At 37.3% G+C, this 22663-nt stretch carries 15 protein-coding genes; 7 read left to right on the top strand and 8 right to left on the bottom strand.

Translation table 11 applies throughout. From position 1 onward, the window contains the following. The first annotated feature begins 240 nt into the window (after positions 1 to 240). Positions 241 to 447: a cytochrome b6f subunit PetP gene (gene petP / locus AC3DU7_RS02425; protein WP_488037775.1), complete on the top strand. Its 207-nt coding sequence runs from the start codon at positions 241 to 243 to the stop codon at positions 445 to 447. A gap of 577 nt (positions 448 to 1024) precedes the next feature. Here the strand turns inward: petP and nrdJ are convergent. Next, entirely contained in the window at positions 1025 to 6553 is a 5529-nt protein-coding gene (gene nrdJ, locus AC3DU7_RS02420; protein ID WP_488037774.1) for a ribonucleoside-triphosphate reductase, adenosylcobalamin-dependent, read from the bottom strand. Positions 6554 to 6690: 137 nt separating this feature from the next. Further along, positions 6691 to 6975: a hypothetical protein gene (locus AC3DU7_RS02415; protein WP_488037773.1), complete on the bottom strand. Its 285-nt coding sequence runs from the start codon at positions 6973 to 6975 to the stop codon at positions 6691 to 6693. Between the two features lie 178 nt (positions 6976 to 7153). Here AC3DU7_RS02415 and AC3DU7_RS02410 point away from each other — a divergent pair, with 178 nt between their 5' ends. From AC3DU7_RS02410 to AC3DU7_RS02400, 3 genes are all read left to right on the top strand, one after another. Continuing rightward, a complete protein-coding gene (locus tag AC3DU7_RS02410; protein WP_488037772.1) occupies positions 7154 to 7516 on the top strand; it encodes a GUN4 domain-containing protein in 363 nt (120 codons plus the stop codon). Positions 7517 to 7926: 410 nt separating this feature from the next. Further along, positions 7927 to 8163, top strand: a complete 237-nt coding sequence (locus AC3DU7_RS02405; protein ID WP_488037771.1) for a hypothetical protein — start codon at positions 7927 to 7929, stop codon at positions 8161 to 8163. Between the two features lie 41 nt (positions 8164 to 8204). Next, complete coding sequence (locus AC3DU7_RS02400; protein ID WP_488037770.1) at positions 8205 to 8864, top strand: Uma2 family endonuclease; 660 nt, start codon at positions 8205 to 8207, stop codon at positions 8862 to 8864. 404 nt (positions 8865 to 9268) lie between these two features. On the opposite strand, the gene AC3DU7_RS02395 is transcribed toward AC3DU7_RS02400, so the two are convergent. The 3 genes from AC3DU7_RS02395 to AC3DU7_RS02385 all read right to left on the bottom strand — a co-directional run bounded on the left by AC3DU7_RS02395 (position 9269) and on the right by AC3DU7_RS02385 (position 12962). Next, positions 9269 to 9553, bottom strand: a complete 285-nt coding sequence (locus AC3DU7_RS02395) for a hypothetical protein (protein ID WP_488037769.1) — start codon at positions 9551 to 9553, stop codon at positions 9269 to 9271. Positions 9554 to 10289: 736 nt separating this feature from the next. Continuing rightward, the gene (locus tag AC3DU7_RS02390; RefSeq protein ID WP_488037768.1) at positions 10290 to 11309 is read right to left on the bottom strand and encodes an ABC transporter permease; all 1020 of its coding nucleotides are present in this window, start codon (positions 11307 to 11309) and stop codon (positions 10290 to 10292) included. Positions 11310 to 12449: 1140 nt separating this feature from the next. Beyond that, positions 12450 to 12962, bottom strand: a complete 513-nt coding sequence (locus AC3DU7_RS02385; RefSeq protein WP_488037767.1) for an adenine phosphoribosyltransferase — start codon at positions 12960 to 12962, stop codon at positions 12450 to 12452. A gap of 503 nt (positions 12963 to 13465) precedes the next feature. Here AC3DU7_RS02385 and AC3DU7_RS02380 point away from each other — a divergent pair. The 3 genes from AC3DU7_RS02380 to AC3DU7_RS02370 all read left to right on the top strand — a co-directional run bounded on the left by AC3DU7_RS02380 (position 13466) and on the right by AC3DU7_RS02370 (position 16184). Next, positions 13466 to 14071: a DUF3038 domain-containing protein gene (locus AC3DU7_RS02380; protein ID WP_488037766.1), complete on the top strand. Its 606-nt coding sequence runs from the start codon at positions 13466 to 13468 to the stop codon at positions 14069 to 14071. 75 nt (positions 14072 to 14146) lie between these two features. Then, a complete protein-coding gene (locus tag AC3DU7_RS02375; RefSeq protein WP_488037765.1) occupies positions 14147 to 15232 on the top strand; it encodes a DUF4335 domain-containing protein in 1086 nt (361 codons plus the stop codon). A gap of 85 nt (positions 15233 to 15317) precedes the next feature. Continuing rightward, entirely contained in the window at positions 15318 to 16184 is an 867-nt protein-coding gene (locus AC3DU7_RS02370; RefSeq protein WP_488037764.1) for an OmpA family protein, read from the top strand. A gap of 445 nt (positions 16185 to 16629) precedes the next feature. Here the strand turns inward: AC3DU7_RS02370 and AC3DU7_RS02365 are convergent, their stop codons facing one another. The 3 genes from AC3DU7_RS02365 to AC3DU7_RS02355 all read right to left on the bottom strand — a co-directional run. After that, on the bottom strand, positions 16630 to 18090 hold the full coding sequence (locus AC3DU7_RS02365; protein WP_488037763.1) for a trypsin-like serine protease: 1461 nt from the start codon (positions 18088 to 18090) through the stop codon (positions 16630 to 16632). Positions 18091 to 19392: 1302 nt separating this feature from the next. Next, on the bottom strand, positions 19393 to 20718 hold the full coding sequence (locus tag AC3DU7_RS02360) for an MFS transporter (protein WP_488037762.1): 1326 nt from the start codon (positions 20716 to 20718) through the stop codon (positions 19393 to 19395). 1453 nt (positions 20719 to 22171) lie between these two features. Beyond that, positions 22172 to 22663 (bottom strand): glycosyltransferase family 4 protein (locus AC3DU7_RS02355; protein ID WP_488037761.1); only part of this gene is annotated, 492 nt, incomplete at its 5' end.

The following is a 22663-nucleotide window of genomic DNA, read 5'->3' as shown; positions in this document are numbered from 1 at the left end:
TATACAATTTTCTCCTTTGCCTAAGTTCTGATAGATATTAGAATTTAAGCAGCAGTGCTATATTGCATTTCAAAGTTTATTCAGAACATTCTCAAATTCTTATATCTCAGTCACAGCAATAATCTAGCTTTTGACCTTTCATATTAGACTTTTGGTTTGTACTATAAAACTGTGCTCAAGCACTAATTTCATATAAACTGTGGATTGATTCATACCACTAGGAGAACATCGTAAACAAAAATGGAAATAGGTCAGAAAGTAAAAGTAAAAGGTATCAGACAACAGCCTATACCACCCGCAGCTATAGTTAACCAACTGAAGAAAAATCCAATTGGTACAATAAAAGAATTCAAAATGGTAGATGGTAGTGGAATTGGCTTTTGGGTTGAATTTGAAGAAAACGTAGGTACTTGGTTTTTTGAAGAGGAACTAACACCTATCTCTTAACAGATGCTATAGCAGAAGGAAGAAGGAAGAAGGCAGAAGGCAGAAGGCAGAAGGAAAAATCTGGCGTTGCCTGAATTTTCAGCTTTTGATATGTCCTCTCCTTTCCTTCGACTGCTATATAAAGTAGATTATTAGGGATAATACTGACAAAGGAGAAAAAAGTATTACTTTTAATATAAATTCCTATCATAAGTTACTTATCTCTATGAGAGGGGGAGCAAGATGCTCCCACTGGCCATATGATGACAATATGCCAATACCAAACATTGTAGGGTGGACAGATATGACAGATATCCAGCCTTAACGAAGTTAGAAGTCAGAAGTCAGAAGTTATTTTTGTAACAAGGATTTGAGCTTCGCTACAAAAGTATTTCGCCTTAAAAGGCGGAGTTGCGCGATCCAATTATTTATTTTGATAAATCTCTACAGCTACAAATTAAGTAAGTAGACACGAATAAACCTCACTATGTAACAAAATGTAAATTAATTAAAACTCTTGAGATTGCTTCCTTCCACTCCGTTCCAGTCGCAATTACATAGTGATATTTGATTATGCCGGGCTACTTACTTAGTTAACTTAAGGTTCTGAACCTTTCAGTTCACAAACCATTCCAGAACAAGCGGGGTCTTGAGGTCCCATTTCTGGTAACTCGCTAGCTAACACATAACCATTCATTAACTCAGAAAAATTATCGGACTTGCGCCGACGCAACACATCTTCTTGCATTTTTTCATATTCCTCCTGAGATATGCGTTCAAATGGCAACCGGGGGAATGGTGCATCAAACCGCGCTAACAATGCTGAGGAAATATAACCTTCATCATCGCGAATTGCTTCATAAATGCGCTTGCCGAGAGGTTCAATTTCTGCTTCTGTTAACAAAATAGTACTGCTGGTGTTATGGGTTGTCCAATGTTGTTGTACTCCCATGTAAAAGTCAAACATTGCAGTCGCACTGAACTTTTCAATAGATATCTCCTCAACCCCAGGTAAATCTATCCAAGATACCTGTACTGGAATTTCTACTAACCATTCTTTAGCACGATCGTCAAAAGGATCGTTGAGTAAATTTCCATTTTCATCTTTGCTTGACTGCCCCGGAATCACAGAATAACCATAGTCGAGGCAAGCTAACGCTACAGGGTCATTTTTGGCAAAAGTAATTCGTCGTACCCAGCGTAACCCAAAAGGAGGATGCCAACCGGGAGCTGCATTTGTTAATAGAGATTTTGTACCGCTAGGCTGGACAGTTGTACAACGGTTTGGACGTTTGAGGTTGTGACGATCGCAATAATCCCAAACTACCTGATGGACTATTTCGCGCCAACGGGTTAAATATTCTGCTTCCTGTTGTTTAAATTCTAGACCTTGAATTGTTGCCGGGCGTCCTGCTTGCCACCAACGCAACCATTCAATGCCAAAAGCTTTTACAAAAAAGTCAAATAAACCTGTAAAAGATACTCCCACAATTGGGTCTAATTCTCGACTATAACGATAGCGAGGTTCGACGAATTTATGGTTTAGTAAAGTTGCCACAGAAAGAGCAGCTGCGGTGAAAGCTTCTTCTTGGTCTTTGTGGTTATTTGGGTCAATTTGATTGAGATGAATTTCTGACAAGTTGCAATTTCCTGTCAAGGTATTGCCAAAAACACCCTTGTGAAATTCTGGTTCTTCAAAACAATAAGTATCATGTAATCCTGGCAATTCTTCAACACTTTGAATTGTTTGATTGTTCTGTTTTAAATCTGTGGACTGGGCATCTTGCCCGGTCATCAATTTACAAGGAATTTCACTACAATCAGTTATTTGTAAGTAGTAAAGGTCTTTATTTCTTTCTCCTAAATTTGTAGTAGAACCGCAACTTACCATTGCACGAATACCACATTTTGTCAACAGTAATTGTAGTCTTTTTGCCCGTTCATAATCAGACAAATAAATTCTAATTCCATGACCTTTAGTATTAGAACCATCTGTATCTGCTAATCCAGCAATAAAAGCTAGAATAGCTGGTTTATTCCAACTAGCAATGGTATTTAAAGCATCAGGTTCAGTTTGTAGACGATGTATTAGTTCTTCAGAGAATCCTAAATCTGTTACCAAACAATCAGCTTTCAAATCTCCCTTTTCAAGGGGATAAAAAGAATCCAATTCAAGTATTTCAACTCTTCTACTTAAGTAGGATTTACTGATAACTGATAACTGATAACTGATAACTGATTTACCTACAGCCACACCTAATGTATAAGCATAAGATAAATTGATAGAATTTCCATCCTGATAATCTATGACAAAAGGTTCCGTATGTAAAACATATTTGCTATGAGTTAGCAAATCTTTTGTTTGTACTTCTTCATAGTTTTTACCAAACCTATCTTTAACAAAAAATCTATGATATTCTGTCACATCCAGATAGGAACCATCCCCAAATTTTACCCGGTATAATTTTCTGTCTTTTCCTGTTTTTATAGGAATTACTTGACTCCAATTTTTGCCGTTCCAAATTTCAACTTTTTGACCAACAATATCTTTGATTTTGTGAATACTGTCGCGAGTAATTAATAGAGTATCTCCGCTGACACAGTGGAAATTTGAACCAATAATTTCTCCACAATTATGAACCACGAATCCATTAGCGTCAAACCGAGAAGGTCCTGGAACTGTGCAATCATAAACCGTTTCTGTCCCATCGGGAGTAATAGACTTAACTGTTGCAGTAAAGCGGTCGCGATTTAATGTCCGTTTATATCCTTTTAAGACAACAGCAAGCTTTTCATTTTTTGCAGGCTCCTTGAACCCAATAAGTTCTTGAAAAATTGGCAAATTGTCTTTAGAAATAACAAGTTCGTGGTTGGCTTTACAATGATAGAAAGCTAGATTGCGATTAGAATCCGGTAATTTTCTTACGTTCTCACTACGTCGATTCTGGTAAACTGTTGAAATAATTCCTATTCGGGCTAGCATTCTTTGAATAATTAAAAGCGAATTTAGATTGCTTTGCGCTAAACGAATACTAACGCCTTTATTTTGGTCGCCTTGAACACTACCATCTGCATCAAAAATTCCTCGTAGAAAGCCACAATAAAAGTTGTAGCTACCACGTTCAATTTCTGAAGTTATAACTTTGTGCTTGCGGTTTATTCCAAACTGATCTCCTAAAACTGCCAACTTAGAAGAACTTACTTGGCTCATGTTGTGGAGATTGTGATGACATCCTTTGATATTAGGATGTCCTAAAGCAGAATTATCAAGGGCAGCAATTGCATACTCTAGCATTTCATTTTGAGATTTACCCCAATACCTAAGTATTCCAATGTCATTACCACTTTGAGTTTTGGCAATAGAGCCATCGCCAACCATACTTCCTAAAAGCCATCCTTCTTCAAAAGTTCCTTCACCGTCCCATTTTTGAATTTCTCGGTGATTGTGTAAACAAACTTTATCGCCAGGTTTTAAAGAAATAGCAGGAACCCATTTAGTATATTGTTTCTTTTGAGTTTGACTTATAATTTTAAGCACGAGGTGGTTTTCAGTTAGTCGGATTGAAAAACCTTCTTTAGTTTCCAGTTTTAAAATAGGTTTTGTCCCAGTTTCAAAAAATCCGTCAGGAGTTGTACTAAAAAGTTCTCCGTTAACAAAAGTGCCATGTTGAACGCCAATTAATTCCTTAACCTGACGCGCTCCAAACTCAGTATGAATCCAAGTATCTGCTGTAACACATGGATTTAACCCTAGACGAGCTAACCGATGTTCGAGTTCATCATTACTAATATTTGGATAGTGTTCTTGAAACCATTTTTTGGCGTTATCTTGTCCATAAGCTTTCAAGAAATCTCTTTTTATTTCTGGGGTTGAAACTAGATCGCGATTAGCACGAGCAACTGCTTCACCTGCCCACTGAATAGCACCTTCACCGGAATAAAATTGTTTTCTCACTGCCTCAACACATTCTTCTAATGTTGGTTTGTGATGGAAAACATGAGTGTGATTTGCCATTCGTAGAGCATCTCTTTCTGGATCAATTCCCCAGTTACCATTTTCATCTTGCCGCCAGAGATTATCCTTTGCTAAAGCAAACAGGCGATCGCTACTATTGCCCTGCCTCATTCCGGCACTGTTGGCTACTAAAACTCCTTCACAAACAAATTCATGGATACTGGCAACTTCAATATCATAAGTTGATGCTTCTCTCACATCCATCTCAACTTTTTTCACTTTTACCGGAATCAAATCTGTAGCATCGGCGATAAAGTTCTTGACAATGCGAACCATCATCTGCTTGCGCTTATTCCAATCAAAAGTATTCACTAAAGGTTGAGCCATTTCGCTGGGAAAACCGTGGTCGTGGAAAAATTTAGGTCGCTTACGTTTTTTGACTGGAAACTGAGTAGAGTAAGTCATCATTACTTTTTCTACTGCTTCAAAAGCACTCTCACCTACAGTTACTAACTCACCTTCCCATTTTCCTGTTCGCTTGCGCACCGAACCACACAATCTCGTGGTGATTCCTAAAGATGCGTATAATGCTTGCACCTGTCGCAGAAAGTCTTGGTAAACTGAAGCTACGAGTACACCCTGATAATGACAACCATCTGCGTCTGCTAAACCAGCTAAATAAGCTTGACGAATTTCTTTTGTTCCCATCAAAATACAGTCAGGAATCGTAATAGAAGTAAATGACTGTTTAAATTGTGAAAGATATTTATTCAGAATGCTGCTATTTAACTGAAGTTCATAAGCTTTGGTTTTACATTGTTCTGGGGTTCTCAGTGTATGTGTTTCCAAACCAAATTCTTGAGCAACATTAATCAGTCGTTCGAGAATTTCCGGACTATCCTGGTGGACTCGAAATCTGACTCGCCATCCATCGGAGGGAACCGATCCATCTCCATGCAAATATCCCAGAAAATAAGCAACTTCACTGGTAAGAGCGGGTACTGTTATTGGTTTTGCACCATGGGAGGTAACACCTTTCAACTCAGGGAGTTCGGTGGGAGTACCAGGTATTGCTTGAGGCACAAAAATCAGGCGATCGCCCTCTTGCAAGTCTTGAGCTTTTATCATTTTATAGTTACCATACAAATCTTGCAGCACGGCAACTTTATGATCGGCAGTACATTCAAAATATCCGTCTTCTGTTTGAATGCGACATAAAGACTGAGTACCCTGATCGAAGAAATTTGTTACGGGATAAAATCCTTTGCTGGTTAATACGCGATCGCCTATCCGAATTTTTTCAATAGGTACTAACCCTGATGCTGTATGTACTAAAGCGCCTTCAGGTAAACATCTTCTAATATTGCCAGCGACAATTGTCACTGCTGCTTCATCAATTAGCAAACAACACTCCACAGAATTTAATTGTCGCCCGACTGCTTGATTTAAAATATTCCCACAACGTTGATACAATTCTGGCAATTTTACCGGGTTCGCAACACCACCAAATCCTTTTAATGGTTCTCCTGCAGGTCTGACATCACTCAAATCAATAATTACTTTGACTTCACCGGAAAATCGTTCATCGGTTGACAATTCTAACAAAGCTTGATATGAACCTACCCAACCTTGACGACTGTCTCCAACATAAATTTCTACCTGGTCTCCATCGAATTTTAGTTCTGTGAACTCCCGACGTAATTCAGCAGGGGTAGAACCAATTTCACCCCGCAATATCAGATTTAAGTGATTTCTAATTGGTGGCAGTTGATTGATATAATCTCCTTCTAATACTGCTCCGGTACCGCAGCCCATCATTGCTAAGTCCATTAATAGACCAAAGGCACGCCAGTCCATTATATTTGTGGAGGAACAATTGTAGGCCCCGGAAAAATTTTGTGGTTGTGTAATCCATTCTGTGCCCCCTACCCACAACCAACGGCCAGAAGACATGGCTTTTAGTTGACTTTGCATCCGATACAGTAAGTCTGTTTCTTCGGGGGTAAGTTGGCCTAATTTTCTCAGGCCATTAATTGTGCGATCGCATACTTCTATCCAAGTCTCACGGCCATTTTCTGTTTTACGGCTATAAGTTCGATAAAATACTGGGTTTGCTGTAGGTGCTGTTTCGGGAAATTCACCCTGATTTACTCTTTCTAGTTCTCTTACCATTTATGAAATTGAATTTTTAGGAAATTAAGTGACAGACTATGAGTGTAGCGCGATTTTTTATATATAGCGTCAAATTGTTGACAAATTTCACCTTTAACTCTATATGTTGATTCAGATTCCTAATATTTCAACTTTTTTTAACTAACTATCAGAAATTCTATATTGGGCAGCAATGGGTCTTGAATAACTCCTACTCCTTGGAAGTCCCACCTTTTTAATATTGTTTTTAACTGGGTAGCTGGAATAGATTCAATGGCGAAGCGATCGCTCAAGTCTGGAGCATGGGTATTGAGGTAGCTGTGGGCGTCAAAGTCTTCCTGGAATAATAATAAAAATTTAACAGTCGAATCTGAGTCTGGATTGGCACTAATATAACTACCATCAACTTTAGAACGGAGTAGGTAATAAATTTGGGATAACATGGAGATTTTGTGTTTTGAGATACTAAAATTTTTACTACTAAATGGGACTTTTTGTTTTGCTTTTGACTTTTTATTTATGTCAAATGTTTTGACAGTTTGGATAATTAATTCACTTGAAAGTTAAGGTAATTGCTATGATCAATTTATAAAAATAAACAGTGATACATTTTGAATTAGCATGAGAAGCTCACTGGACTTAACAGAACTTCGTGACCTCCTGGCTGCAGGTAAGTGGATTGAAGCCGACGAGCAAACTAAAGCAGTTATGACCGGGGAAAAATTTACACCTTATCCAACCTACCTAAATAAAGATGTAAATTTCCAAACAATATCTTGTGAATGTTTGCAAGAGATTGACCAACTTTGGTTACAACATAGCAATGGTAAGTTCGGCTTTTCCGTTCAGAAAAAGATTTATAAGAGTTTAGGTCGTACAAAGGAGTATAATGAAGGAATATTGGAAGCGTTTGGTGACCGAGTAAGCTGGTGTAGAAAAAACATTTTTGTGGTGGCGCTGGCGCATATGGCAACAGTGGTATGAGGCTAGCTATAATCAGAAAGGCTCTCTTCCAAAAATGTGTATAGCTTACATTTCTAAAAGAAATAGCATGCATGATAGAATGACATATCCAGATAATGGTAGCCCTCCTCCAGGTTGAGGGCTGATGAAAGATACTATAGCTCTCAACAATGCTATGAGAACAGCAGAAAATAACCTTGGCTTTTCAGAAACCCTAAAAAGATTACACCAAATGTTTCAGCGCTTAGAATATTGTTCCATGTAGTGTAAAAAAGACAATCTAGAGTGGCAAAATGACTATTTTGAGACAAACTCAAATCTATTAATCTACGGCTCGGACTGCTATTATTTCTTCAAACCGCGTTTGTGGCTTAACAGGATAGGGTTTGAGCCTTATTTAGAGATTGAAACCCCCAAACCTAGAACTCACAATGAAACAAATCACCCTTGCAGAGCTTCCCGAACCCGTCCAAAACCTAATTAGCCAAGCACAAAAAACAGGCGAAACCTTGACTATCATCCAAGATGGCATTCCCTTCGCTATTATTTCTCCTGTCAAGAAAAAATCTCTTCTGCAAATCCTTTCTACCCTCGAACCTTTAGATGAAGAATTTCCAGATGTGGACGAAGGATTATTACCTTTAGATGACATCAACTTGTCAAAATGAGTTATTTATATTTATTAGATACAAACATCATTTTAATGAATATGATAGGAACAAAACTACCAACAAATACATGGGTAATAGCTACCTGGGATGAATTTATTGAGATGACGGAAAACCCTGCCTATCAAAAAGCTAAATGCTATTACCACAATGAGTATATCAGAATTGAAACCATGCCAATAGGACCTAATCATTCCAGAGATAATGCTACTATTCTATTTGCCATAAATCTTTTTTGCACTATCAAAAGTCTGGCTTTCAATAGTTTGGATAACTGTAGTTATCGGATGAAAGGTATCAGAGAATGTCAACCAGATATATCTTATTATATTGGGGAACGTGCGAAGTTAGCACCACAGGGAACAGCTATTACAAATCTTGAGACCACACCACCACCAGATTTAGTCATAGAAATTGCTGATTCTACTTTAGCTGATGATATTGGTCAAAAAAGGTTGCTTTATGAGGAAATACAAGTAGCAGAATATTGGGTAGTGGATGTACAAAAAGCAGAAATTATTGCTTTTGCTATTATCGACAATAATGGTAGTCAGCGAATTAAAGAATCGTTAGTTTTATCGGGGTTGAATATTGCTATATTGGAAACTGCTTTAAGTCGCAGTCGGACGGAAGACCAAGCACAGGTAGGAAGTTGGTTATTAGAGTGCTTTTCAGAATTAACCAAGCACAAAGATAATTAATAATTAATAATTAATAATTAGAGACAGTTTTCCCATTAATAAAGAATATTAAAAAGAATGAAGTAAGCATTAGTTTAATTTCTACTACATTTTAAACTCTATCAGGACTTACGCAGAGACTACACATATAGCGAGGGCGTTAGCGGCAGCTCTGCGTTAGCAAATGCCATTCGCCCCTACAGATGGTGGTTTAAAAGTCAGTTTGTGTAAATTCTGTCTGTAAAGGGAAATGTAAATGTGGCTCGATAAACTGCTAAGGTTGAGTGATGAGCTTTTAGCCATACTTTATAATTCTGTGAAATTTATCAATTACTTTTTTCTCCTTTTTTATAAGGTAATAAAGCTAATAGCTGATAGCTGACCGCTGTTTGCGCAGCATTCCGCAGGAAATGCTTACATTATAATCAACTTAAAATTCCTCTTTTTAACCCCTTTAAAATAGCCAAAACCATCACTAAATCATCCCCTCGTCTTAAGCTAAACTCATCAGACAATGCATACTCAAACTGTTCCCCTTTTACCAACTTTAAAAAGATAAAATTACTGCCATTAGTCACCAGTCCAAATAAAGACTTATCTGTATGAGGACTTCCTAACATATAAGCTAAATATTGAGGAATACCCACCTCTAAAGAAAACCCCGATCGCTTAGACTCAATAACCAAAACCCAGAAGCGTTCTTGTAACACTAAAATATCAATTTTACCCCGAATAATTAACCCTTTATCCCTCTCTTCAATCTCTATAGAACTCTCAGCAGTGGTATAAAAAGAAGTTCAATAATTTAGAATTTAGAATTTAGAATTAACTCTCCTTGAAAAGAAAAGGTAATTATTAATTATTGAACATATTTTCCATTACAAGACGCATCGCTAAATTAAAATAATTATTTTTAACCCGATGCAATAGTTGTTTTTCCCTTTCATTAATCTCTAATAAATTATCAAAATAATTGGGTCTAATACCCTGCCTTTTAAGGCAAAACGTTTTTGGAGAGTTGCTCAAATCCCCGTTACAAAAACAACTTCTGACTTCTGACTTCATTAACTTGCTATTCCCTAAAAAAAGCAGGATTTTCACTCAATTTAAAATTAAATTTATCTATCAAATCATAAATAGTAATCCGTTCTGCTTGTATTGTTTCTGTCATAACTTTAACTGTGCGAGATGAAAACTGCTGTAAGAGGTTGTCTGAGAAGTCCTATTTGCTACATCCAGGCCCTCTAAATCCCCCATTCAGCAAAAAGCGAAGCAAAATCTGGCTTCCCCCTTGGAAAGGGGGACGGGAGGGGGATTAATAAAGAGGGACTTTGAACAGCAAATTACTCTTTTTCCCCCCAAAGTTGGGGGGCTAGTGGGACAAATCTCAGTTAATCACTCATACCTGATAGCTGACTGCTGAATGCTAAATGCTTACAGAAATATCTACTTCAGATTTTCCAATTTAATCCTTGGATCTACAGCTTTCAACAATAAATCTGCCAATAAATTACCAATAATTAACATCAAAGCACCCATCATTAAACTTGCCATAACTAAATACAAATCCTGATTTCTTACCGCCTCTAAAATTAAAGTTCCTAAACCAGGCCAATTAAAGAAATATTCGGCTATAAACGAACCACCTAATAAACTGGCAAATTCAAATCCTAATAATGTGATTAAAGGGTTAATGGCATTTCTCAAGGCATGAACATAAATCACTCGATTCTCTGGAAGACCTTTAGCTCTTGCCGTTTGAATATAATTTTGTCGCAAAACATCTAATAATTGTCCCCGCATTAACCTCTGTAAACCAGCAAAACTGGTAATGCTTAAAGCAACAGTTGGTAAAATCATATGCCAACCCATATCTAAAATTTTACCGACAAAAGATAGCTCATCATAATCGATACTTTGCATTCCTCCCACTGGTAATAAAGGAGAAAGATTTTGAGCTAAAAATAATAATAATAGAGCAGTAATAAAACTAGGAAAACCTTGACCAGTGTAACTAATTAATTGGAGAAAACGGTCTAAAAAACGGTTTTGATTAACTCCGGCAATAATACCAAGAGGAATAGCGATCGCCCAGGTCATTATTAAGGAAGAAATAGACAAAAGTAAAGTTGCAGGTATTCGCTCCCATAATAGCTCGGCAACTGGTTGTTGAAAGACAAAACTCCTACCAAAATTGGCACTGGTAATAATTTGTGTTAGCCAACGCAAATATTGTTCTAAGGGCGACTTATCCAAACCAAACTGTTGCTCAAGTTGTTTAATAGTATCCTGAGAAATTTGAGGATTTTGACTTAAAGTATCTATATAACTGCCTGGAGCTAACTGAATTATGGCAAAACAAAGAGCAGATGCTAGAAATAAAGTCAAAATTGCTTGCAATAATCTCTTTAAAACATAAGCAAAAGTTTCACTGGCAATTAGTTGTTTTAGCTTGCTATAGTTCAATTTTTTATCCACAAAACTAATATGAAATACGTCAATGTTTACTACTAAATATTGATAGAGAAATAGTTGATTAATTGATAATTACCTCTTAGAGATTGTCTGAGAATTCCCATTTGCTACATCCAAGCCCCCTAAATCACCCAAAATTGGGGCAGGTTTCATTCTCGATAGACACGGAGACACGGGGATGGAGGCTTTTAAGTGGCGTTGGACCAAATATTCTCTCAGAGCTTAAAGACGCTTATTGGCTGAAAAATCGGCAAATTTTGGCAAATTTTACTGTTCCACTATTCCTTAATCTCCCATTCTCCCGCGCATCTTTAATCTACAATACTTTAAAACAGCCCTGCCAAAATTGGGGGACTTTTAGAAGCAGATTGACTCTTCCGCCAAAGTTGGCTTGCTCGGGGGGCGAAATTCAGTATCAAAAAACTTTTCAGATATCCTCTTAGATTAGAACTACTCCCTACTGCCTAACCTGACTCTTCCTGTTTATTATTACTAAGAAACAAGGTCTCAAACTTTTAATTCTAACCCACATTCCGCACGTCAATTTGTAACATCAAAACTAGCATAAAAAATGGTAGCTTGATAAGTATTTATACTCTAAAAATTATCTTCATTGAGCTTTCTCAGAAGTCAAATTCTCAAGAAAATATTAAGCATAAATACTTAATGGAACCAGACAATTAGTCGGCATCATTCCCTACTCACTACTCACTACTAACTACTGACTACTGACTACTGACTATTGACTACTCACCTTTTATACTAAAGCAATGTGCGCTGGCTTGCTTTACAAATGTCAGGAACTGTCCAATAGCTAAAAGTTTTATATCATAAGATTTTTATCCCCCCTACTGCCTCACAGGAGTCAGCATTCCCTCACAGGAGTCGGCGTTCCCTCACAGGAGTCGGCGTTCCGCAAGCGAGCTGACGGCGACGCGGGGTCTGACCGCTTGCGTCTGACGCACCCCGCGGGTTCCGACCGCTTGCGCCTAGCGGCGACGCGGGGTCTGACCGCTATTGCCTACTACCAAATGAGCTGCGCACAGCGCTATACATTTTGTTGTGCAGAATGTAGGTTGTAAAAGGATAAAAAATAAAATTTCCGATTTTCTTTCCTTCTGATAACTGAAATTAGTATTCAATCAAACTAACAATTGGCACTTCTGGTAATTTCTGACGCCCTCCTAAATCTTTTAACTCAATAACAAAGCCAAACCCGACTAAATTACAATTTGCTTTTTCAATTAATTGAGCTGTAGCTCCTGCCGTACCGCCTGTAGCTAATAGATCGTCAATCACTAAAACTCTACTACCTGATGCCATAGCATCTTGGTGCATTTCTAGGGTATCTTGGCCATATTCTAAATCGTAAGCAATTGAATGTACTGCTGCTGGTAGTTTTCCCGGTTTACGCACTGGTACAAAACCTACATTCAACTGATAAGCCAAAGGGACACCAAAAATAAAACCCCGGGATTCTATGCCCACTATATAGTTTGGTTCAAATTTTGAGCATTTTTCTGCCAAGATGTCAATAGTGTAATGTAAACCTTCTGGGTTACTCAGAAGGGTAGTAATATCTCGGAATAAAATTTCTGGTTTGGGAAAATTGGGAATTTCGCGAATTAAATTTTTTAAGTCCATTTATTTAAGTTAAAAGTTAAAAGTTAAAAATAGAAAGTCAAAATTTATGAGATTTAGATTACAGCGGTTTTCATTTCGGTAGACTACAGTACACAGTAGGGGCAAATTGCCAGAAAGCCACTACAGGTTTTTCATTGTGACGTGAGGTCATCAATATGAAAAGTGCTGTAAAAAAAATTTCTCAGTGGGAAAAGTATATATCTAATGTAGAGTTTAGTTTGTCTTGGAATTAATAATCCTAATTTAGAGGATATCTGAAAAGTTTTTTGATACTGAATTTTGCCTCCTTCCCAACTTTTGGGGAAGAGTCAATTTGCTTCTAAAAGTCCCCCAATTTAGGGGGTTTAGATGTAGCAAATGGGATTTCTCAGATAACCTCTTAGACCTAGTACAAAATTTATAGTTGGGTGTCAATGTTGATAATAATTGATATTGTTTAGTTGTATTGACATTTTTACCAAAATAGTATAACGAAGTATTGAATATTGGCAATAAATAAAGTAATGGAATTGAAAACTGCCCCCAGTCCGTCCGCACCATTAATATTGAATAACTTACCAGATATACCTCTCCCCGATGATGGATGTCCCCGTAGAACTAAAACCCAAATTGATTTAATTCTTTTGGCAGTTGAAGCTTTGCAACTTGGAGGAGCTGAAGTGATGTTAAAAGTTGTCAAAGACCTAGAATTACAAGGAATTATTCCAAATCGGGTTTTTTTGTGGCGACTGCGTAGTACAAATCCTCTACGTCTTAATAGTCAACGTCGTCCCTTGACATTGAATGAGGCTAAAGCTTTAGTAATTATTGCTTGTCATTTGGCCAAACGTTTAACTGTTCCGATTCGGAAACTTTTGTTTGACTATCAGCAGTTAAATCAAAAACAGTTACCAATAGAAAATCATTTACAATTATCTTTTTATTTAGAACAGTTTAGAGCACATTTTCGCAGTCGTATGAACCCCCGGCGGTCTGGTGTAATGGCTTACAATTCAGAGGAAAAGTTAAATCAACTAGGATTAGAATTATTGGGTAAGTTACTATTCTGTACTGGCACAACAGGTATGCAAAGGTTTTGGATTAGTCTGTTTGATGGAGAAGTGAGTTAAAAGAGGGAACAGGCAACAGGGAGAAATATCAGGACAAAATGTCACTTTTTATGAATTTTATGGAGGACAAGTGCTATGACGATTCAACGTCAGTACAGTTTGCCTAACTGTAAGTTGATTTTGCAAGGCTTGAGTGATGCTGAAAATCCTAATTTAGGTCAAGGGCAGGTATTGTCTATTTTGACCAATGCTGAATGTCATATTCAAGGCCAAGAGCAATCATTAACTGGGGGACGGGATTTTTTTGAAAGCTTGGTAAGACAAGTTAGTAGTTATGCCCAAGAATTTCTTAGTGGAATATCTTTGCCTAGACACCAAAGTGAAAGTCAAGAGTTGGTGCATTTACAGAAAATAGATACAAATCTACACAGATTGACAGTTTCTGAGGGCAATGTTGAAGATCGAAAACCTGGAATAATTCTTGATTTAAATACAGTCCAACTATTTGATTTGGTTGAGGCGGTAGACCAATTTTTTGCTGATTCTTTGACTTTACCTGGTTTTTCTCTAGCAGTAAAACCTGTGTCTCGAAAGGAGGCAAAATCAGGAGAGCCGGTAGTCCAGAAAGTTATACCTGCTGCTGTGGGAATGTCTGGTTTAGCATTAGCTAGCTTGGCCTTATTCTTTGTCCCTATTCCAGAAGTACAACGTCCTAAAGATCCTCAACCACAGTCAAACGAAAGTATTGATAATTTAGAGGCATCTCCTAACAGTACTTCAGAACCTGGTTTTAATCCTACCCCTACGCCTGAAGGTTTGGACTCATCACCAGATGCTACTGTTAATTCATCGGATGAAGTGGATGGGGTAGATACTTCTGAACAGACGCTGACTGAAGAAAATTCAGAGACATCTTTGACCAGTTCCGAAATTACCGATGAAGCAGAGATTCAACGATTAAAGAATTTACTATATGAAAAAATTAATAATGCTTGGACAACAGAAATCAACGAAGCTTTGACTTATCGTGTGACAGTAGCTTCAGATGGTTCTATTATTGGCTATAAACCCATAAGTCCGGCAGATGCTAATGGGGCAGATAAAACTCCTCTACCAGATTTACAAGATGAAAAAGCATCAGGTGAGGAGAATAATCAATCCATAGTTGAGTTTAAGGTGTTGTTTCAAGAAAATGGTACATTGGAAATAGAACCTTTGTAGTTCAAAACTCCGGTATTATGTCTTATTTATCAATTTCAGTTTTTGAGGTAGCATCCAATTAGAATAAATATAGAATGGAAAAACCGTGAGTAAATCTTCTCCTAACCGGACTCCTAATACTAGGTCTCCGGGAATGGTTTTGTTAATACTATCCTTAATATTTAGATTTTTACTGCTGGTAGTAGCTAGCGGTTTTTCCTGGGTTTTGGGAATGGCGATCGCTTTTCAATATCCTTCTACTACTCAAGAGATACCCATAGCAGAAAAATTACTGCGTGGTGTTAGAAGTATAGTATCTCAGAAAAAGTTACCTGAACCCTCAAGGTCTACCCCTGCTTCTACCCCAGAGATGATTATGCCTAAAGTTGAACTGACTGAGGCACAAAGACAGGAACTACAAACAGAGCTTCAAAAGTTACAAACACAGTTAAATAGTTTAATTAGTCGTACCAGGAATTTAGAAAATCAACTAGGTGTGAGAGAATCGGGTGGAAATTTAGAGGCAAGATTGGATCTAGTAGCTCAACAGTTAGCTTTGCCTACATCTGCTCGTCAGAATAAACAAGTAATAAATAAGCCTTCTCAACCAGTTTTTAGTGAAAATACAATGATGGTTACTCTTCCTAGTGATGTTTTGTTTGAGTCTGGTAGTAATACAATTCGTTCTGAGGGAAGGTCAATTTTAGATAATTTAATTGGTGAATTGAAAAATTATCCAGAAATGACAATTCGTGTTTCTGGTTATACTGATAATCTAGGTAAAATGAAGGTCAATCAGGAAAAATCATTTTTGCAGGCAGAAGGAGTAGCAGAATATTTCTCAAAAAGTATGGGCGATCGCTACCGTTTTTTGGTCATTGGTTATGGGGAGTCTAATCCTATAGTAGAAAATAATTCTAAAACTAATCGACAACTTAATCGTAGGATTGAGGTTAAGATTCATAAAAAATAAGGAAGAGGGAAGAGGGAAAAATTTAGCATTATCTGAGTTTCAAGCTTTTTTTTACCTTGTCCTCCCAGTCTAGTCAGCTAGTCAGATCGAACTAGTCGGAGTCATATACAGCACTTCCCGTTATTATGAAGTACAATAAGTGGACTTTTGACTGAGTAAATATTTTTTGCTTGTTCCCCTACTCTTAACTATATAATACCATTTTGAAAAAAGAATGTTAGGAAAAGGTAGATATTGATCGGATATGCTTAAAAATAGCTGCTCCAGTTCATTTGAGATAGTTATCTCTATCTTTTTTCCCTTTTTTTCAAAATTTACCCCTTCTTCCTTCTTCCCTCTTCCTTCTACCATTTGTCACAAACATTTATCAAATTGGTATAATAAGTATTCAACCGGATTTGATATTATTGCTAGTCTAAGAGTTTCTTCTTTTTAGCCACTACAACTAACTTCTGAGGAAGAAATCTGCTGCTGTTAGGGATGGAGTACTTGTCAAGGTTGCAAACTGACCGCCACTGTCGAAACCTACTTCGCTACCATTGGGATTATAAAACAAATTACCATTGTTACTATTGTAGACAATCGCTGCATCAGACGTTGCTGCTTCTTGATCGTTAATAACTGTAGCAAACTCATTAGCAATACTGAACCCAGTTCCTGAGTCGCTGTTAATCGCAGTAAAAGTACTGAGGTCTAGGAGAATAATGTCTCCCTGTGTTTGAGAAAAATCTGTAATTTGGTCTATACCAACATCCTCTGACTGAAATTGCTCATTAGTATTAAAGATAAAACGGTCGATACTACCACCGCCTAATAGTGTATCATTGCCAGTGCCACCATTTAGGCGATCGCGACCAATACCTCCTTCTAAAGTATCATCACCAGTGCCTCCTAATAAAATATCATTACCAGGGCGACCTATCAACAAGTCATCACCAGCTCTTCCCAAAAGCTTGTCGTTACCACGAGCTCCATTAATAGTATCGTTACCAGCAGCACCCATTAAAGTATTATCATCTCTATCTCCTCTAATATTTTCACCAGGTGATGAGGAACGATTTATAATTTCGTCAATGAAACTAGCATAAGCTGAAACCCTTGTATCAACACTGTATTCTCCGAAGTTGGAATTACCACCAATCATATCCACATCTATACCGTCGGTAGATGAAGAAAAACCATAGGATGTAATGCCTGCTATTTGGCCATTAATAAAAGCCGGACCCCCAGAATCTCCTTGTGTAGAATTAGCCTCTAGATCCACTCCCAACTGATTCAATCCGTATTGAAGGCCAAAAACATCCCTCTCTGGTTCCCCATTATCAAAGTCGAAGGCAAGCTGTGTACCTTCTATAATCGTTGGGCTTTCTTCGGGAGGATCTGTAAGAATTTCACCCAAGCTATCATAAATATTTTGTCCAAAACGCTTGACAGAGGGGTTTTCCGCTGGATTTGAAATCTGACCATCTGTACCAGTTCCAGGTAAACCGTAACCTACACGGGTAAAAATTTGATTAACCTCATCATTATCACGATATATTTCGTACCTCTCAACATCAGGGGCTTCATTGGAGAGTTTAATGATGGCAATATCGTTATTACTACTATCATCGGATGTCCATTCGGGATGAACAAAAATCTCTTCGACATTTATTTGTTGACGAGTGCCATCAACTAATTCAAAGGAGACCACATAATTATTGGGGTTAGGATTTAAGTTGGCTGAATCATCCTGATTATTAAAGCAGTGGGCAGCCGTCAGAATATGAAAACCATCACCAGCTAGTAGGGACCCAGTACAAGTCTCTCCCGTAAGGGTATTTTCAAATTCAACAACTCCAGTAAATTGATCTGAGGGAACTATAAATCTTGTATCGTTGGGGTCATTGCTAGAAACTGCTACCATTATTTTCTCCTAAATATTATAAAGATCAAACTTTATGTACTATATACCTATTTATCAAAATGTTGACAGAAGACCCGCGCTCTCCCGCAGGGGAGCGTCGGGATGTTTGCGCAGCATTCCGGAGGAAAAACCAATCAATTTTGCGGTTTTTTCAATAGTGTGTTATACTTAAAGTTTAGCTGCTGGGCTAGCAGTGTCAGTCTGTGGAGCGACTGTAAGACCGAAAAGAGGCTCGACCTTGGAGGCTGGTGCATTGAAGCAGAAAGGCCTAAGAGCGCGATGGTTAGGAATCCCGCGCTGTCACGCAAGTGCAGCGTCGGGAGGATGTCAAAGATGCGTAGTGCGATATGATAGTTCCCTTGATCGTTATACAATGTGTAAGGGTAGATGGCTATTTGCCGAATAATTAATAATTAAGAGTTAATAATTATTCATTCAACAATTCACGCCTTGAAGCCTCCCCTTTTAAGGGGATAAAGCGGTCGTTTGCTTTGCAACGCTGGCGCGAAAAGCGCAGCGCACCCGTTGGGTGGGATGGCGAGGAAACCTCGCCATATCCAATCGACCAAGAGAATCAAAAAAAATTCTTTTAGTCAATCCTATCCGTTTTAATAAGAGATAATTAGGGCTTACCGATCAAATCTAAAAGTATTTACAGATAAAAGTTTTAGCGTTTTAGAGTTGAAAAAAGTAGCAACTTTTCGGTGGAAAAAGCTCATGTATGCTAGTATTTTGGGGTGATTATGGCAGAAAAATTGAGAGACAAAACGCCCGCTCCTACCTCCTCTATAATTTCCCGTTCCTCCTGTCTCCTGTCTCCTGTCTCCTACCCCTACTACAAGACTTTTTCAGCAAACCCGAATTATTGCTCTGCTGATTAATTCTAAAAGCATTGACATATTAAATACAAGTGTCTTTTTGGGGCTTTTAAAAAGTGCTTGTTTTTCAGCTCTTCATGCTCAAAAAGTTAGTATTTTAGGCGCATAATTGGGCAGAAAAATCATTCTTAAAATTCTTACCGAATAATTAATAATTCAATAATTCAATAATTCAATAATTAAGGTAAAAATACTCCCCTTGAAAGGGGAAAAAAGCGGTCGTTAGCGGAACGCACCCGTTGGGTGGGATGGATGGATTTCCTAATCATATCCAATCGACCAAGAGAATAAATTTTTTCCTTTTATTCAATCCTATCCGTTTTAGGGAGAGGTAATTATCAATTATTGAATCCTACCTCCTCTAAATTCCCCTAACTCTTGTCTACTTTCTCCTGTATCCTGTCTCCTGTCTATAGTCCATGCTTTAGCAAGCAGCAGTATTATCAGATTCAGTATCAACTTCAAAGCGATCGGCATCAGGCAACTCTCTCTCTACTCGCCGTAACTCTGGAGTACGATAGGCGACTAATACTGCCCCAATATTCAATAGACCCATCAATACAAATAATAAAGCCATTCCCCGGCCATCTCCAACTCCAATAATTCTTCCTACGCTACTTGCTAACATTCCATTTTCACTCATTAATGGTTTAAATATAAACTCCACTAAAGGTGCTGCACTTAAATGAGTAATTACTAATAAAGACTTTTCCATCATATTCTGTAAGGCAAAAACTCGTCCTTGTAAATCTTGAGGTACTTTCTGTTGCCAAATAGTATGATTCAAACTAACAATAACTGCCCTAGAAAATAAATAACCAAAACCGCCAATTGCAGCTAATACTACAGCAGTTTTGAATCCTCCTAAACATAAACATAATCCCTGGATAAATGCAAAGATTAAAATTCCTTCTATTCGACGCTTAGTACCTCCCCATAAACTTACTGTCACACTACCTAGTAACATTCCAATGCCACTAACAGACATTACTATTCCTAATTCTTTTTCAGAGGCAAAACTTAATACCATTGGTAAGAATAAAACTTGCAATACTCCCGCACTTAGGTAAATAACACCAAAGAATATAGTTAACTTCCGTAAGCCAGAACGTATCACTACATAATTCCAACCTGAAACAACTTCCTGCCACAACTCTTCAATACTTACTTTACGTCTGGTAATTTTCTTTTCTCTTCTAGGGAATTTTATACTCAATAGAGTCAGCAACCCAAACAGATAAGTACCAAAATCTACTAATAATACTCCGTGAAGATGGATTTTAATAATCAACAACCCCGCTATACTTGGACCTAGTATTCTTGCTGTTGCCATTGCACCTTGTACCATACCATTAGCGCGACTCAGGTGTTGCACTGGTACAAGTTGAGTAATGGCAGAGGTATAAGCTGGCCATTGAAAAGCGTTGCAGACAGAACTAATACCTACTGCTATATAGATATGCCAAACTTGCAGTTGCCCGGAGAAGACCAATAACATTATTGCAAATGCTGTTACTCCAGTGATTGAGTCACTGACAATCATTACTCTACGGCGACTCCAGCGGTCTACCATTGCACCAGCAAATGGTGAAATGAAGAGACTAGGTAGATGAATGAATAAGGACAACAGAGCATAATGAGTAATTGAACCTGTTGTCTGATAAACCCATACTGCTAAAGCAAATTCACTCAGACTAGAACCGAATAGGGATACAATTTGTCCCAACCATATAAATAAGAATGTTTGCATAACCTTGAGTTGCTAGAGGAATGAAAAAAGAATGGAATAGCATTAATTAAGTCTACTGAATTAATACCTAATTATAACTTCCTATAAGTTATGCAATTAAGTATGTGTTAATCTGTGGATTTTTTTGATGACTGCTACAGCTATTAAAAATTTCGTTTTTACCGGAAATTGTGTTTTAAAGCCTCCCCCTTTAAGGGGATAAAAAGCGGTTGAGGGATGGCGAGGAAACTTCGCCATATCCAATCGACCAAGAGAAGAAAATTTTTCCTTTGAGTCAATCCTATCCGTTTTAAAGGAGAGGCAATTATTAATCATTAATTGTTGAACCGATGGATTAATTTTCTGCTAGCTATTCAAGTATACTTACTTAATTAAATTAAGTTAATAACTACAATTATTTTGTTTATTAGGCTTTTTAACTAATAGTATTTTTTAGTATCTTGTATTTACTTTAACTGGATATTTTTTAACTTGCTTAAAGATTATATTGTTTTAATCTTTTTATAAGTAAGTTTTATCAAAGATTTTCCATAATACTATTATTCAAAGGAATTCAAGAAGTATTGTTGCAAAAGACACAAAAAAATATAGAAAATTCCATAGAGTTTTCAGGATATAATTTTGAGAAAAACAACCAGAATGTTATTTAAGTTGATTCATATATACAAAGGTGGGGTTGAAGAAAATTATTTGTAGTTCATCTCAAATTTTAAGTAGTTTTTCCTTGAGATTGTTCTCTACTCCAAATGCCTATAATTAGGATAGTCATACCAATTTGCTAAGTATTTACTACAAAAAAAGTATCGATATTATTAGTTATATATGCCTGTTTTTCTTCTTTTTCAGTATGAGAATTGCTATAAGTAGTAAAGGCTAAAGGCAAATTAATTGTATAAAGGTAGTCCTGCGGAACTTAATGGTAGATTAGGATGAACAACTGTGCTTCATTGGAGCAAGATGCTCCCACTGCTTTTGTCCTTGACCAAAATAATTAGGGTTTGCTGAAAAAGTCTTTTGGTGGGGGGTAGGAGACAGGAGACAGGAGACAGGAGACAGGGGAAAAGAGAATTTAGAGGAGTAAGGAGTAAGAATTGTCTCAAGATTGTTCTGCCCAATTATGCGCCTCAAATACTAACTTTTTGAGAGTAAAGAGCTGAAAAACAGGTACTTTTTAAAGGCCCAAAAAAGGCTAAAACCTTTATCTGTAAATACTTTTAAATTTATTCAGCAAGCCCTAATTACAATAGACAAGGATTATAATGCACCATCACCAAATTAAAGAAGCAAAAGTTAATGGCTGATATGCTTCGTTACTAATTTTGATCTTTTTCCTTTAGATTTAATATCCTGCACCCTGCATCTCATAAGTGATGTTTATAATTGGTCGGGGTTTTACTCCCCATCAATTTTTTCCTTCTTGCTTCTTGCTTCTCCCTCCTTCCTTTTTCCTTCTTCAAGAGACTTGAGTAATCTGTTCTTGCCAAATTTTTACTAGATTAGCTACTGCATTATCCCAACTATATTTAGCAATAGATTCTTTGGCATTAATACCCATTTGAATCCGTAAATTACTATCTTCTATTAATAGCTTCAACTTCTCACAAAAATTTTCCTGATTTATTGGTGCAAATAATAAACCATTCCATCCATCTTGAATATTTTCTACGACTCCTCCTGCTTGAGGAGCAACTACTGGAATACCTGCAGCAAAGGCTTCTAATACAGTTAAACCTCTGGTTTCTTTTTCTGAAGCAGTGACATGAAAATCGCTATTTTTCAAAATATTAGGTATATTCTCTGGAGGGACTCTACCTAATAAATGTACATTTTTTGTAAGTTTACTTAATCTATTTGATATTTCATCACGCATCGGACCATCACCAACAATTATTATGGCAATATTTTCTATATTTACTAATTGCTGAAGTTTGACAAAAGCATCTAA

Source organism: Okeania sp. (genome assembly GCF_983059655.1).
This window is presented reverse-complemented; position numbering and strand designations above follow the sequence as displayed.